Here is a 15808-nt window from a genome sequence, read left to right as displayed (position 1 = left end):
TATTAAACTCCCTAAGATTTAATTTATATTCCCGTTCATATTTAATGAAGGAAAATCATACATTTATGGCGTTCTAATAGACAATAAATTAGTCCAAGACCGAGTATTATGAAGGTACTTTATCCACAAGTACAAGGGTGATTTTGATGAAAACGATAATCCTTTCACCTAAAAGTAATAACCAAATGATATATATAGAAATTTATTTTTAATCCGATTCCAGATCATAACAAATTAAGACCTCGATCGCACACATAAGTTATGATCTAATTTACTTTTCCCAAGCTTTTATTCACTTTTTATACAAGGCCTGTGGAAAACTTCTTATTTATAAGGATCCTATCGGATCATATTTGGTTTTAATACGTAATGCCTATACCTTATTGCCTACATTAAGTGGTGTTTGGCATGTAATTATGATTGACAATTGTGGGCTTCATCTATAATATCTCGCGCTCGCAATGGCACCTGTGCCAGGATCGCGACCTGCATAGGATGTTTTAACCTTTAACCGATCGGATGGAATTGTTATGAAAAGAACTTTTCAACCTAGCGTTTTAAAACGCAAACGTGCGCACGGCTTCCGTGCTCGCATGGCAACTGTAAATGGCCGTAAAGTATTAGCTCGTCGCCGCGCTAAAGGCCGTAAAGTTCTTTCTGCTTAATATATAAGTGGAAGACTTTAACTTTGGCAGGGAGTTACGTCTGTTAACTCCCTCGCATTACTCTCGTATTTTTAATGAACCAGCTCGCGCTGCGACTCCTTTCTTTACCCTACTTGCTAAACCTAATGACCAAGCTAAACCTAGGTTAGGACTTACTGTCGCTAAAAAGCGCGTAAAAAAAGCATGTCAACGTAACCGTATTAAACGTATCGCTCGCGAAAGTTTTCGTTTAAACCAACACAAAATAGATAATATTGATATTGTGTTGATGGTTAAAAGTGGTATTGATGAACAATCAAACGCAGAGTTAACTAAACAGCTTAATAAATTGTGGCGAAAAATAGATGAACGCTGTAAACCGGGTGCACCAAAACCGCCCCCTTTCAAAAAACGTCCAAACAAATCAGCTAAAACCAATAAACAAGCCCGATAGCAATAGAATTACATAGCTAATTAGGGTATCTTTAGCTCACCTTTTAATCATGCATTTAAAATCGCAAATAGTTATTTTAAATACATGGTGTTCATTGACTAACAATTACGTAGGGGCATAAATATCATGAGGTTACTTAAACCACTTGTTGCTTTTCCACGTTATTGTTTAGTGATGTTAATTCGCGGCTATCAAAAGTGGATTAGTCCATTATTAGGTCCGCATTGTCGTTTTAATCCAACCTGCTCCAGTTATGCAATTAAAGCAATTAATTCGCATGGATTGTTAAAAGGGAGTTGGTTAGCGCTCAAACGCATATTAAAATGTCACCCGTTACATTCAGGCGGAGATGATCCCGTACCTGGAAAAACTCATATTAACCACCAACACGAGAAATAAGAGCTGTTATGGAATCGCAACGCACGTTTTTATTAATCGGTTTGATGCTTGTATCATTTTTACTTTTTCAAGAGTGGAATGAAGATTACAACGCACCAAAAGCCGATCCTAGTGCCATCACACAAAGCGCACAAGCAAACACACCTGAGTCGGACGACTATGTTCCAAGCTCAAGCGAAGGTGGTTTGCCAGCAGCAACCACTGCTAAGCGCTCAGTTATTGATATTACTACCGATGTATTTACTGTAAAAATTGATACTCGCGGTGGTGACATTGTTGAAACTGACCTACTCCAATACGAAGAAACTAAAGGCAGTGAAACACCTTATATGCTGCTAGGTAAGTTTGATGGTAAGCAGTATTTTTCACAAAGTGGTTTAATTGGTTTAAATGGCCCTGATGCATCGGCAGATGGTCGTCCTGTCTATAAAACAGAACAAAAAGCCTATACCTTAAATGGCGATGAACTACGTGTACCATTACAATTTACTAATAGTGACGGGGTTACTTTTACTAAAACTTATGTATTCAAAAAAGGCCAATACGATGTTGCCTTAGAATACACAGTAAACAACACCACCGCCGCGCCAATTCAAGTACAGCTTTACACACAGGTTAAGCGCACCGTACAAGAAAAAGGCAGCTTAGTTGATCAAAACTATTTAGGTGCTGCTTACGGCTCTGCTGAAGAAAAGTATGAAAAATATAGCTTTTCAGACATGGAAGATAAAAACCTAAATATTAATACCCAAGGTGGCTATATTGCCTTCATTCAGCACTACTTTGTTAGTGCATGGGTACCTAATCAAGACGAGCAAAATACCCTTTACAGCCTAATTGCTAAAGGTAATGCTGCTATTATAGGTGTAAAAGGTGAACCGGTAAATATTCAAGCTAACCAACAAGAAACCATTGGCGCTACATACTACATGGGTCCGAAAGAATCCGATTCACTTGAAGCAATTCATCCAAATTTAGACCTAACTGTAGATTACGGCTGGCTATGGTTTATATCACAACCACTATTTGTACTATTAAAATGGCTACACAGTATTTTAGGTAACTGGGGTCTAGCAATTATTGCCATTACCATTATTGTTAAGTCATTAATGTACCCACTAACTAAAGCGCAATATACGTCAATGGCTAAAATGCGTGCCTTACAGCCTAAAATGGCAGCTCTTAAAGAAAAGTTTGGTAGTGACCGTCAAAAATTCGGTCAAGCAACCATGGAAATGTATCGCAAAGAGAAAGTAAACCCGATGGGTGGCTGTTTCCCTCTACTGCTACAAATGCCAATTTTCTTAGCACTGTTTTATGTATTCTTAGAGTCAACAGAGCTGCGCCATGCTGAGTTTTTCTTATGGTTAACTGACTTATCAGCAAAAGACCCATACTACATACTACCAATATTATTTGGTGCCAGTATGTTTATTACTCAAAAGCTACAACCTATGACGGTAACCGATCCAATGCAGCAAAAAATGATGACCTTCATGCCGGTTATCTTCTCTGTATTCTTCTTATGGTTCCCATCTGGCCTAGTACTTTACTGGTTAGTATCTAACCTTATTTCTATCGCACAAATGCTTTTCATTTATCGCGGTATGGAAAAGAAAGGAATAAAAGTAAGGGGCTAATTGCACCTACTTAAACAAAGGCGACTTAGGTCGCCTTTTTTATTGCCTGCTTTTAATCTTCCTATTCACAAAAATATAGCCAAGCTATTCGCCACATATAAAGCCATAGGTTACAATACGCACATTATGTTATTCATCAAAATGGCAAGTTATTAGTATGATCAATCAAGACACCATAGCAGCACAAGCGACTCCTCCCGGACGTGGCGGCGTAGGTATTATTCGCGTTTCAGGTAGCCTTGCTAAAACTGTTGCCGAAAAAATAATTGGTCGCTGCCCTAAGACTCGTTATGCCGATTATGTGCCGTTTAAAAGTTTATCTGGTGAGCAACTTGATCAAGGCATAGCCCTGTTTTTTGCAGGCCCAAACTCATTTACTGGTGAAGATGTACTAGAGCTACAAGGCCATGGCGGCCCAGTGGTGCTTGATATGCTGCTAAAAGAAATGAGCCAAATTGAGGGTGTACGATTAGCTAAACCGGGTGAGTTCTCAGAGCGCGCCTTTATGAATGACAAAATGGATTTAACCCAAGCAGAGGCCATTAGTGACTTAATTAATGCAACCTCAGAGCAAGCAGCCAAAAGCGCCTTACAATCACTACAAGGCGAGTTTTCAAAGCATATTGAAACCCTGGTTGAAAAAGTCATTCATTTACGTATGTATGTTGAAGCGGCAATTGACTTTCCTGATGAAGAAATCGATTTTTTATCTGACGGCAAAGTATCTGGTGATTTAAACGAGATTGTTAGCCAATTAAATATCGTTACCGACCAAGCAAAGCAAGGCAGCATAATGCGTGAAGGTATGCGTGTGGTAATTGCCGGGCGCCCTAACGCGGGTAAATCAAGCTTACTTAATGCTTTAGCAGGCCGTGAAGCGGCAATAGTGACCGAAATAGCCGGCACCACTCGTGATGTACTACGTGAACATATTCATATTGATGGCATGCCACTGCATATTATAGATACCGCAGGCCTACGTGAAAGTCCTGATAAAGTAGAAAAAATTGGTATTGAGCGTGCGTGGGCTGAAATCAGCCAAGCAGATCGTGTGCTATTTATGCTTGATGGTACCGATACTACAGCCAGTGACCCCCACACTATTTGGCCTGAATTTATGGCGAAACTTCCTGAAGGGATGGGAGTCACCGTTATTAGAAATAAAGCCGATTTATCTGGCGATAAAGTGGGCATGGTTGATAACTCACAATACCCAGTTATTAATCTAAGTGCCAAAAATGCTGACGGTATAGAGTTAGTACGTAATCACTTAAAGGCATGTATAGGCTTTCAAGGTGCAACTGAAGGTGGTTTTATGGCGCGCCGCCGTCACCTTGATGCCCTTGAAAACGCAGCCCATCATTTACATACGGGCAAAGACCAGCTTGAAATGAATATAGCGGGTGAAATACTTGCGGAAGAATTACGACTTACACAAAACCACCTAAATGAAATTACCGGCGAATTTAGTTCTGATGACTTACTCGGCAAAATATTTAGTTCATTCTGTATCGGAAAGTAATTACGCTAATTATATCAAAACAAATCAAACTAAATCATAATAAGCGTTTGATTTTAAATAAATTTAATTATAACTCTTATGATTTAATTTGAAGGGCTTTACCCTATCTTGCTCCGCATACGCTCCGAGGCTATAGTCTCGGAGCACACGGAGCACAAAAGGGTAAAAAAATGAAAATTAGCATTCAAAAACGTGAAGTTAATAAGCTGGGTCAACAAAGCCTTCGCCTAGTTTATTATCACGGTTCAAAAACGACTCACAATGGCAGTAGAGAGCAAAACCGCTCATACGAGCCTCTAAGTTTATTTGTCTATAAAAAGCCACGCCAAGCGATTGAGCGCCAGCATAATAAAGATATTATGCAAAGAGCTGAAGCCATTCGTGCAAAGAGACTACTGGAGTATGAATCTGGTAGGCATAACCTTAACGATACAACTAAGTTATCTGCTAGCTTTTTTGACTACTACGATGAATTAGTTGAGAGTAAATCTACAGGCAGTAAATCCAATTATTCTATTTGGATTTCAGCGCGCAACCATTTACATAACTACCACGCTAAGTCTGAGCTCACCTTTGAACAGGTAGACAAGCACTTTCTTGAAGGTTTTAAGTATTACCTACAACATCAGGCGCTAACAAAATCAAAAGCTAAGCTATCTAAAAATACAACCAGTACCTATTTTAATAAAATTAGAGCAGCTTTAAACAAAGCCTATAGAGACGGTATTATTCGCGACAACCCTGTAACGCTTGTAAGTTCAATAAAACCTGAAAATACACAAAGAGCCTACTTAACACTTGATGAGGTTAGAGGTTTAGCTAAAACAGAATGCCGTTACGAAGTTCTACGCAATGCATTTTTATTCTCATGTACTACAGGCCTTCGCTGGTCAGATATTAATAAACTGGTTTGGCAAGAAATAGAGGAGTTTGCAAATGGCCATTACCGGATTATATTTAAACAAAAGAAGCTGGAGAGTTCAGGTAACAGTTTACAGTATTTAGATCTCCCCGATTCTGCTGTTCAACTTCTTAACTTAAAAAATCGTGGCAAACCATACGAAAGAGTATTTACTGGGCTGAAATATAGTTCTTATACCAATGTAGCGTTAGCACAATGGGTCATGCGAGCAGGAATAACTAAAGACATTACTTTCCATGCAGCTAGGCATACTTTTGCTGTTAGTCAGCTATCTCTAGGTGTAGATATTTACTCATTATCACGGCTTTTAGGCCATAGTGAACTAAAAACTACAGAGATATATGCTGATATAATAGAGTCAAAACGCACCTCAGCCATGAGAAACTTTCCTGATATATTCAATGATGAAAACGTAAACTCACTCTAAAGTTAAAGGTTTTTTTACCCCCTATTCAACACTGGTACTCATCAACACAATATAAATTTTTGCATGAATTTAATAGATGAATATTCAGGGGATCGCCCTTCCCCTGAATATAAATAGTTTGATTATTAAATCATGGAGCCCTTCTATGATGTCTAACTAAGTGATTTGCTGCTTCTCTATCTATTTCTGTAGCAGAAGGGACACGGTTAGATTGTAACCAGTCGATAATATCAGTTCGTTTAAAAAACACACGGTTTCCATTTGGTTTAAAAAAGGGAATCTTCCGTTCATGAGTAAGCCTGTAAAGCGTGCTTTTCTTTAGGCCTGTGAGTTCAGCACATTCTTCGGTATTTAATATATCCTTTCCAATATCAATTGTTTTATCTGTACTGATACTGTCTTGAAAAAGCTTTTTTAATACCATTATATCGTGCAGTATTCGCTGCAACATTTCTTTCTCGGTCATTTTCACTTTCACTCCCTCCCTTTTGGTATCAAATTAAACTGGGTAAACTGGGAAACTGGGAACACCTTATTAATTTTCATCTTTTACTCGCTCCAATTCTGTCAGCTGTTTTCGTACTTCATTGGGCCTAAGTGCGAAAAAGCGTTTAAAATCAGTATTAACCTTTTTCCTGTAGGTTCCCCTGGAGAGTTCATTACTAATAAGCAACTTATGTTGGAGTAGTATTTGAACCTCACGCATGTAGTGTGTTGAAAGATTGAGTTTTTTTAAAAAAACATCTTTGCTTATTAGCCAAACTTCTTCATCATTCAATAACCAAGAATAACCCGCTACCTGCTTATTAGAGCTTTTATCAATAGGAATAATAGTTCGCTGCCAAATAGCTAGATTTTTCCCTAACGTCTTTAGCAGTAGATACTCCTCTGAGTTTCTAGAGTGCCCACGATTATTCAGCCAAGCAATTAGTACACTATGTACCGCATTAATCGATTCATCTTCTGTCCAAGGAAGAATATAATTACGATTTGCCAGACATAATCCAACAGCTACCAGAGCAAAACGCCTAACTACTCGCTGTACCTGCGATGCCATTTTTTCATTAACCCACAGACTAGTTAACCTGCTTACTTCTTTTGTCAGATAGGTATCAAGCCCATCATCCACCTCTGTCAGTAACCCAATCCATGTACGTATCACTGTGCCATGATAGCGCAGACATGATCCTTTAAGCTCATCCACAAAATTTTGTGAGTTAGGGCGTCCATGCAAATTATCGAAAGTACCATGAGCACCAAAAATAGGAATTTCTACCACTCTAATTTGTTGCCCAGCTCGTAATTGTTTACCTAGCTGTTGCAACAATTCAGTTATCCAAACCTCACCACTGCTTAATACTAACGTTCGCCAATGTGAAGTTTTGGCTAAATCACCTGAAACATTGGCTCGCAGCTTCCCTGCGCCATTCATTATTTGATAAATCGCTGTATCAATATCTTCAGGACGTGCCATGCCTATCTCATCTAACGGCAATAGCATATCGTTATGCTCTGATGATACAGCTGCTAGGCCATTACTTGTGGAGATCCAGCTACGAACAAAGCCTTTCCCGCCATACACACTACCGGCTAACTGCAGTAATGTTGTTTTACCGACAGAAGAGGAGCCAACAAAGTGAAATGCACCATTTTCCATTCCCGTTCTGGCTAACAACGGCGCTGCTAATGCAGTACCAATGCTAAAAATAGCTAATGGGTTTCCTCTGCATAATTCACCTATATTTTGCTGCCAATCAATAAGCTTACCCTGCTCCGAAATTATTGGTTCACTCGACAGTTGCCCCACAAAGTAATGAGGCTCTGTTTCCGTGCCTATAGTCCAGTTACTTGTTGAAAAAACTTTCCCGTGCCATCCTGTACGGTTAACTACTATCGCAGGGTTTGCATTGGTCATTTGCTCTAATAAATACTGCAGTAATCGACTCCAGCTTGGCTGAGCGGGTATTAATGGATAACCAGTGTCAATGAGCATATCCCGTATATGACGAGCATGGTCACCATTAAGATCTCGTGCATAAATCACTTCCCGCAATTTAATGCCATCATAGTTTTTCCATTCAAGCAGAACGCCATAACCCCCGCGTTTATCAGATAAGCGAGTGCGTGCAACAACCTGAATCCATCCTCCTATCTTTTGCCATTTATCAGAATTAAGGTAATAAAGACCATCTTTTTGTAACTTGTATTGCATACGTTCCACCTAAAGGTTATTTAGCCATGCTTGAACATCTTGGCAACGAAAACGAACGGCTCTGCCGCATGGATTAGGTTTTATAGGTGCAGGAAACCACCCCATTTTTACGTAACGACGCAGCGTTGCCTGCGATGTTTGTAAAACTGCACACACCTCCTCGTATGTTAGGAGACGTTCTGTTAAAGCTTTTTGTTCGTTCATGATTACTCCTGAATAGTTGTTTTATGTCATGAGCAATCATCTATGAATTTTTAATCAAACCAGAACTGCCAAACTGTCCATTTTGGGCAAATACAGAGGGGTGCAACTTAAGCGATTGATATACAAATAAAAAATATTGTAAAAAGATTTAAAAATGCATTTTAAGGTTATTTATCGAGCTATTTCTGTAAGGAATAGCTGCTAAAGTTTCACATGTGAAAGTCAAATAGAACCACCATCCCATAATTTGACTCTGTAATAGTTGATTAACCTACTTTTTCCAACAGCCTCCGATGAGCCTGTTTAGAGACCTTATAATTTTTTATATCTATTTTTAAAATCATAAAAGTCCTTTACGAGACCCATAATTGCTCTAGCAACTAAATTTCAACGGCACAGTAAGTGGAATTAAAAGATAAAGTTAATTGACGCAAGACAGATCAGTTAATTGCGTTTGATACAAATCATTCCTCATATCTGGAATAAAAGCAGTTAGGGGATTACCCAACAAATTATCCAGATTTAACGAGTATTACATTAGAAAATATCCAAGAGAGCTTACTTTTCAGCCATGGAATCACATAGCAAATATCCAAATCAGATAGGTATGTGAAGTGATTGGAGAGTTTTCCAGGTCGTTTTTGGTTAGTATTGAAAGGCTCTTGTGCTCAGCTCCCCCTAAAAATAGCCCACATTACCTTTAAAAAAATGGCTCTAAATGACTGCTCTTAAAAATAATAACTAGCGAAAATATGATTATTACTCCCCGTATTGCCAGTATTAGACAGGAGAAATTTGTAGCAAGATTTAGAACAGAAGTTTAAGAGGTAGGCGCAATTGATGGGTTTCAAATTTATCTTGTATGTACTATTGATACTTTTGCTATGTAAGCGCGCATTTAAGCAGTGCGCTTAGCTATAATCGAAGTCTAGCTGCACATTCCACGGCATTAGGTCGGTAAAATCATCATCACCCACATCTCGATTCGGCAACGTTTTAAATAAATGCACAAAGTAGTAATACGGATTGATGTCATTAGCACGACACGTCATCACAATACTATAAAGTATCGCGCTGGCCTGAGCACCATTAACCGATTTTGAGAATAGCCAGTTTTTTCTACCAGTGGTAAACGGCCGAATATCTCGCTCAGTAATATTATTATCAATCCCTAGTTCGCCATCTTCACTATACCGCATTAATTTCGGCCATTGATTAAGCGTGTATTTTATCGCTTTGCCAATATAACTCCCCGCCGTTACTTTACCTTCGGCTTCATCAAGCCACGCTTTAAAGTGCATTAATATGGGTAAGGCTTTTTCTTGTCGTAACTGATACCGCGCTTGAGGAGATAACTGTTTGTTTTTAGCGTGGGTTTCCAGTTTATATAATTGGCTGATAAAGCTGATGGCTTTATGCGCTCGACCTTTGTTTTTCGACTCTGCTTTTAAGGCATCGTTATATTTGCGTCTAGCGTGTGCCCAGCAACCAACAGGGGTAATGCCTTCAATACCGTCATAAACACGGTAACCGTCGCACTGTAAATAGCCTTGATAACCGGCAAGAAATTCTTTTGCGCAAGCGCGACTTCGACCTGCTTGGTAATCGTAAATCACGACAGGCTCACGGCTGACCTCATTGCTGCGATAAACCCACATGTAGGAATTGCTGCTAGGGTTGTCACCTTCATCTAAGACTTGTGTACGGGTTTCATCGGCACATAAACTGTGCTCACTAAGCAAGTGACGTTGCATGGCTGCCACTAAGGGGCTGATTAGCAGGCCCGCTTTAATACACCAATTAGCTAATGTTCCGCGCGATAGTTCAAGGCCGCCACGGCCCAGTATGTCAACGAAACGATAAAGCGGTAAGGCATCGCAGTATTTGCCCGTAACAACCGCCGATAACGCTTCTGGACTCGCAATGCTGCCAGGAATAGGCTGCTTGGGTTTAGGCGCGGTGATTATTTTACTGGCCAATTGTTCATGCTCGCAATGTCTGCAAGCATATTTAAATTGTTTGTGCTTAATGACACTGACTTTCGCCGGAATAATCTTCACTTGCTCGCTGTCTTCACTACCACATTGATGTAGTTGTTCACCGCAACACTGACACGTTAACTCGGTTAAGGTGTGCTCAACCTCTTCTCGTTCAAAGTGCTCAGCCAGTATTTGTTTACCTTTCTTATGGTGTTTAGGCGGCTCAGTCGTTTTATGCTGCTCCGCTTCATTGAAGGTGCCCCGTGGGGCTTTTTCACTTTTTTTACCGTATTTTTGGGATTTACTTAACTTAAGCTCAGCAAGCAAGTGGTCAATCCGCGATTGCATTTCAACCTTATCTTCTTGTAAAGCATCAAGCTTAGCCTGCATAAGTGCAAGCTGATTTTGTAGTTCGGTGATGAGAATAGTGTCTGGCATTTTAATAGCATGACACATGGGAAAGATCGTTCAAGTAAAAAAAACGATCTGGTTAATTTACATCACTGATAACCCTGATAAAGTTGAGTGGCGGGTTTTATTATTTACCGGTAAGCCAGATAATAACCATTGTAACTGCCGTTGTTCAATCCCCATGGCTACGTGTGCTTGAGCATGATTTGGCCATTGAAATCGTCCTTGCTCTAAGCGACGATAATAAAGCCAAAAACCATTGGTATCCCAAAACAAAATTTTTAATTTATCGCGTTGTTTATTACAAAAAACGAACCACGCTTGGCTTAAAGGATCGAGAGATAGGGTATCGCTGACAATAATACTTAACCCATTGATTGATTTTCGCATGTCGGTGAATCCCGTGACCAAGTAAACTTGGTGGGTGCAAGGTGTCACAGTACGCTCAATAATTTGGCTAGCGTTTGGTTAGCTAATGTCGACTCGAAGTCTATTTGATAGCCGTTTGGTGTGGTGAGTTTAATGATTGAAGGTTGCGTAAAGGCTTGCTCATGAATAACAAACGGGATCACCTGTTGCTTTTTAACCCTTATCGTTTCGTCAGAAAGGCGTTTACGCCAAACATAGAAAGTCGATGCGTTAATGTTGTTATCACGACAAAATTGAATGATGGCTAAACCACTCGATTTTTGCTGCTCAAAAATGCCTTGCCAGTGTTTTATTTTTTGCTGTTTATTCATAATTACCTCAGGTTAATATGCTGAGTAAATTATGCATAGGTAGCATTAATATTGGTATGTGGGTTTAATTGCGCGCTTACTTTGCTATTTTATTTAGATGATAAATCGTAACCAGGCAATAAATGAAAGCTTGCTTAGTAGCATCAGTACATATAAGTCGATTGTTTGTTTCAAACGCACTTTAAAGGTACTTTGTAATTAAATACGAAGAATGATTAATTGATTGATTTAATGGTAAAAGCCCTTTTTAAACTTTTGGTACAGAGTTGTTTTACCGTAACAACCTAACACTTTGTTTTAAGGGCTTTACTTAATTAAATATGATTACTAACTGTGTTGCTCATTGCTCTTAGCAGCAACACCTTTCATTAGCATGTCGAATACCAAGCTCGCTATGCCTTTAGACACTAAATCGCTTGATAGTGCTTTCATGGCCATTGCGTTGTGAGTATCCATGCTTTCAATAATCGCGTTTTGGATTGCTTCAGGGAATTGGCCTAGCATGGCTTGCTCTTTAGTATTGTGCTTAACCTGATCCATTGCGGTTTCGTTTTCAGCTACTTTACCCATAATTGCATTAGCGTAATTAACCATATCGTTTTCAGATAGCCCATCTTCAGCAAACAGGTCGTTCATACGCTCAATTATTTCGTTTAAAAGCTCCGTTTTAGGGTCTTTTGGTACTGCGCCCGAGCCTTCCTTACTTGGTGGTATATAGCTTTTAGGTTCTTCACCAATTTTATGACCTAACTGTAAATCAGCTTCGCGTTGTTCATGCAGCCGATAATGCGTCATAACTACATCAGTTAGGTCAACGTCGTCTTCTATTACATCCATGCGTAATAGTGGGTGTAAGTTTTTAGCAAATACACTGAGCTTTTCTAAGTCAGTGTCGTTAAAGTCAACAATTTGAGAGCTAAACTCGTAGTAACGATAAAACGAGATTAAATCTTTTCTAAACACATCTAAAATATCTCTGGCTTCTTTAGCGTGCTTAACACTGTTCTCACTGTACTTAATCGCTTTGTCGTTGTTCTCATCTTTCGCTTTTGAAAGCTCTTTTTGAGCTGATTGCAGTACCGTGGTGGCTTCTTTGTAGCGCAGCTTAAATCGTTCAACCGGCGCTTTCATAATATTGGTGAGTTTGTCTTGCTTGGCATGTTTACTGTTATAAGCGGTTACAAAGGTTTCTACCTCAAACCATTGGTAAATACCCACCTCAGCAAGCTTCTCCATTATGTCGTAAACAATATTAGGGTCAGATACTCCCGAAAGCTCAGCAGTTTGAAAGTAAACTTTAAACTCTTCTAAAATTTCTTTAGGGTCGTTTACAAAATCAAGCACAAAGGTTTTATCTTTACCTTTGCAAGTACGGTTTAGCCTAGAGAGCGTTTGTATACATTCAACACCCTTTAATGGTTTATCAACATACATAGCTACTAATTTAGGTTGGTCAAATCCTGTTTGAAACTTATTCGCTACTAACATTACTTGGTAGTCGTTAGTGTCAAAGGCTTTGCGCATATCGCGGCCACGTAAATTAGGGTTCATCGCTTTTTCAGTAAAAGCATGATCAGGGATATCTGGGTCGTTTACTTCACCAGAAAACGCCACCATTGCATTGACGTTTTCATAGCCTTTATCCATTACATACTTTTCAAAGGCAAGCTTGTAACGTACAGCTTCTAAACGGCTACTCGTCACCACCATTGCTTTAGCTTCACCGCCTAATAAGTGTTTAATTTTGGCATTAAAGTGCTCAACAATCGTTTCAACTTTTTGTGCAATATTATAGGGGTGTAGCCTTACCCATTTAGCCATTTTAGACGCTGCTTTTTTGCTATCTACTTCTTGATCAGACTGCGGGTTATCATGAGCTAATTGATACGCCACGCGATAACTGGTGTAGTTTTGCAGCACATCTAAAATAAAGCCTTCTTCAATGGCTTGGCGCATTGAATACACATGAAAGGGTAATGGCTTATTAGTATCGCTTAGCGGTGCGTCTAAATCTTCAGGGCGACCAAATAGCTCTAGAGTTTTAGCTTTAGGTGTTGCTGTAAAGGCAAAATAACTAATATTGTTAGAGCCTTTACGGGCCTCTAAAGATAAACGCAGCATATCTTCACTGTCTAGCTCGTCATCGCCTTCAAGTTGCTCAGCCATTAGCACTTCACGCAACTTACGTGCGGTTGTTCCCGTTTGGCTAGAGTGCGCTTCATCGGCTATTACCGCAAAACTTCGCCCAGCTAAGGTTGAATCTTTACGTATTGCCTCTAAAACATGGGGAAAGGTTTGAATGGTCACAATAATAATCGAGGTACTGGCTTTTAGCTCACCGGCTAACTGGCTCGATTTACTGCCTTGTGCCTCTTCGCGGTTAACGCGCGCTATCATCCCTTCGTTATGATCAAACTGATAAATAGTATCTTGTAGTTGGCTATCTAAAACGGTTCTATCGGTAATTACTATTACTGAATCAAATACTTTGTCGCCTGCTTGTTTTTGTAATTCTGGGTGCTCAGTTAAGTAATGTTTAGAGGCCAGCTGGTGCGATAGCCACGCAATAGAGTTCGACTTACCCGAGCCCGCACTATGCTGAATAAGGTACTTTTTACCCGTCCCTTCAAAATCAACTGTATTTATAAGCTTAGAAACCACAGCCCATTGATGATAACGCGGGAATATCATGGTTTCTTTTACTTTTATTGAGCCATCTAGTTGCTCTTCGTCTTTTACCTCTAAGTGAATATAGCGGCTTAAAATAAGTAACAGGTTATCTTTTTGAAAAATCTCGTTCCAAAGGTACGAGGTCGCATAGCTGCCATCAGCCGGAATATCATTTCCCGCAGCGCCTTCGGCTGTACCTTGGTCAAACGGTAAAAAGAAGGTTTTATTCCCCGCTAAACGCGTAGTCATTGCCACGTTGTATTGGCTTACTGCAAAATGAACTAACGCACCACGTTTAAAGGTCAATAATGGCTCTGCCTTTTTAGTGATTGGATCTTTTGGCTGGCGGTCTTTCATGTACTGCACTTTGGCATTATTGAGCGACTGCTTAAATTCAGACTTTAACTCGCAAGTTGCAACCGGTAAGCCATTTACAAATAAAGTTAAATCTAATCGGCCATCATAACCATTTGGTGAGTATTTTAGCTCAGGTACCACGCGTAAAATATTTTTGTTATAGCGTTTACTCGCATCAGGGTTTAAATCGTGATCAGGCTTAAAACTACATAAGCTAAATTTAGCACCACGGTCTTTAATCGCATTACGTAACACCCAAAGCGTGCCTTTATTTTTTAAGTTACGTTCTAGGTTTTTAAGTAAAGCATCAGCGGTTGCATTAGGGCTTCTATCAGTTTCTGGATAATGTTTTTGCAGCTTATCCCATTGCTCAGGCTGAGAGCCTTTTACAAAAGCAATTACATCTTCTGGGTAAAGGGCTAACTCTTTATTATATTTATTTGATTCACCCAGCAACCAACCCTTTGAAAGCATTTGGTCAATAATGTCATTTTGAAATGTTAGTTCGTTACTATTAGCCATAATCTAATTTCCATTTACGATTTTTTCACTAAATAAATACTTATAAAAGAACTCTTTTTCATCAGTACAGTTAATAATTAGAGTTGAGTTTTCTAAGTGTTCAGCGCACAATTTTATAGCTTTCAAAACAACCGCCTGTAACTCTTTTAGGTCTATTAAAGTTACATATTCAGATAAAGAATCACGATAAATACCATCCCACACTTTTTTTGGTGGAGTTATTACTTTTCCGCTACCTACTGTCATTCTGTAAATAACATCTATATCTCTATAAACGTTGTGACTAATCAGACTTCCGTCATGTAGTAAACCATTTCTTAACGTTACCAAGCTTTCAATATCATCCCTATCTCGAATGTGGGTCAATGTAGCTAATGCTTTTTTTATTCCATTTTGGAAATTACAATTAGCATCTGCAATAGAATATAAGCTGCCTAGTTGATCTAATATTGCGAAGCTTGTCATTAATGGAACGTACTGTTTAGTTCTCTTATTACCAAAGGATGCAGTTAGTGTTTGCTCTAACTCTCTTAAACTTGATGAAACATAAAAATCTTTAAGCGGAGTTCTTATATGTAATAAATTTAAGTGAATATAAGCTAATTCTTCAACACCTAACTCATTTAGCTGTTTACCTCGAAAATAGTCACCAATTAAAATTCCGTTTTTTTTAGCTAATACCTGTGTTTGAAATGTCATATTACT

General features: G+C 39.2%; 14 protein-coding genes. 6 read left to right on the top strand and 8 right to left on the bottom strand.

Features of this window, described 5'->3' with window-relative positions:
- Positions 1–530 precede the first annotated feature (530 nt).
- From rpmH to ACT3S9_RS15825, 6 genes are all read left to right on the top strand, one after another.
- Positions 531–665 carry a 50S ribosomal protein L34 gene (rpmH, locus tag ACT3S9_RS15850; protein ID WP_004335215.1) on the top strand — a complete coding sequence of 45 codons (135 nt, stop codon included), beginning with the start codon at positions 531–533 and terminating at the stop codon, positions 663–665.
- A gap of 7 nt (positions 666–672) precedes the next feature.
- Positions 673–1098 carry a ribonuclease P protein component gene (rnpA, locus tag ACT3S9_RS15845; protein WP_444751093.1) on the top strand — a complete coding sequence of 142 codons (426 nt, stop codon included), beginning with the start codon at positions 673–675 and terminating at the stop codon, positions 1096–1098.
- 126 nt (positions 1099–1224) lie between these two features.
- On the top strand, positions 1225–1497 hold the full coding sequence (gene yidD / locus ACT3S9_RS15840; protein WP_441834679.1) for a membrane protein insertion efficiency factor YidD: 273 nt from the start codon (positions 1225–1227) through the stop codon (positions 1495–1497).
- Positions 1498–1505: 8 nt separating this feature from the next.
- The gene (gene yidC / locus ACT3S9_RS15835; RefSeq protein ID WP_444751092.1) at positions 1506–3137 is read left to right on the top strand and encodes a membrane protein insertase YidC; all 1632 of its coding nucleotides are present in this window, start codon (positions 1506–1508) and stop codon (positions 3135–3137) included.
- Between the two features lie 157 nt (positions 3138–3294).
- Entirely contained in the window at positions 3295–4659 is a 1365-nt protein-coding gene (gene mnmE, locus ACT3S9_RS15830; protein ID WP_444751091.1) for a tRNA uridine-5-carboxymethylaminomethyl(34) synthesis GTPase MnmE, read from the top strand.
- 170 nt (positions 4660–4829) lie between these two features.
- The gene (locus ACT3S9_RS15825) at positions 4830–6008 is read left to right on the top strand and encodes a site-specific integrase (RefSeq protein WP_441995047.1); all 1179 of its coding nucleotides are present in this window, start codon (positions 4830–4832) and stop codon (positions 6006–6008) included.
- Positions 6009–6138: 130 nt separating this feature from the next.
- Here ACT3S9_RS15825 and ACT3S9_RS15820 read toward each other — a convergent pair whose 3' ends face one another.
- The 8 genes from ACT3S9_RS15820 to ACT3S9_RS15785 all read right to left on the bottom strand — a co-directional run bounded on the left by ACT3S9_RS15820 (position 6139) and on the right by ACT3S9_RS15785 (position 15802).
- Positions 6139–6474, bottom strand: a complete 336-nt coding sequence (locus ACT3S9_RS15820; RefSeq protein ID WP_138626206.1) for a helix-turn-helix transcriptional regulator — start codon at positions 6472–6474, stop codon at positions 6139–6141.
- A 69-nt stretch (positions 6475–6543) separates the two neighbouring features.
- The gene (locus tag ACT3S9_RS15815; protein ID WP_442449001.1) at positions 6544–8220 is read right to left on the bottom strand and encodes a DUF927 domain-containing protein; all 1677 of its coding nucleotides are present in this window, start codon (positions 8218–8220) and stop codon (positions 6544–6546) included.
- Positions 8221–8229: 9 nt separating this feature from the next.
- Positions 8230–8424, bottom strand: a complete 195-nt coding sequence (locus ACT3S9_RS15810) for a helix-turn-helix transcriptional regulator (protein ID WP_138626205.1) — start codon at positions 8422–8424, stop codon at positions 8230–8232.
- Between the two features lie 911 nt (positions 8425–9335).
- Positions 9336–10859: an IS66 family transposase gene (tnpC, locus tag ACT3S9_RS15805; RefSeq protein WP_444751090.1), complete on the bottom strand. Its 1524-nt coding sequence runs from the start codon at positions 10857–10859 to the stop codon at positions 9336–9338.
- Between the two features lie 39 nt (positions 10860–10898).
- Positions 10899–11252 carry an IS66 family insertion sequence element accessory protein TnpB gene (gene tnpB, locus ACT3S9_RS15800; protein WP_024605589.1) on the bottom strand — a complete coding sequence of 118 codons (354 nt, stop codon included), beginning with the start codon at positions 11250–11252 and terminating at the stop codon, positions 10899–10901.
- Entirely contained in the window at positions 11249–11554 is a 306-nt protein-coding gene (gene tnpA / locus ACT3S9_RS15795; RefSeq protein ID WP_443489032.1) for an IS66 family insertion sequence element accessory protein TnpA, read from the bottom strand. Before tnpA ends, tnpB begins: the two co-directional genes overlap by 4 nt.
- A 327-nt stretch (positions 11555–11881) precedes the next feature.
- Positions 11882–15103: a type I restriction endonuclease subunit R gene (locus ACT3S9_RS15790; protein WP_444751089.1), complete on the bottom strand. Its 3222-nt coding sequence runs from the start codon at positions 15101–15103 to the stop codon at positions 11882–11884.
- A 3-nt stretch (positions 15104–15106) separates the two neighbouring features.
- Complete coding sequence (locus tag ACT3S9_RS15785; RefSeq protein WP_444751088.1) at positions 15107–15802, bottom strand: hypothetical protein; 696 nt, start codon at positions 15800–15802, stop codon at positions 15107–15109.
- Positions 15803–15808: the final 6 nt, after the last annotated feature.

Source organism: Pseudoalteromonas sp. AOP31-A2-14 (genome assembly GCF_052378035.1).
Lineage (GTDB): Bacteria > Pseudomonadota > Gammaproteobacteria > Enterobacterales > Alteromonadaceae > Pseudoalteromonas.
The sequence above is the reverse complement of the archived record's forward strand: the minus strand, read 5'-3'. Positions and strand labels throughout refer to the sequence as shown.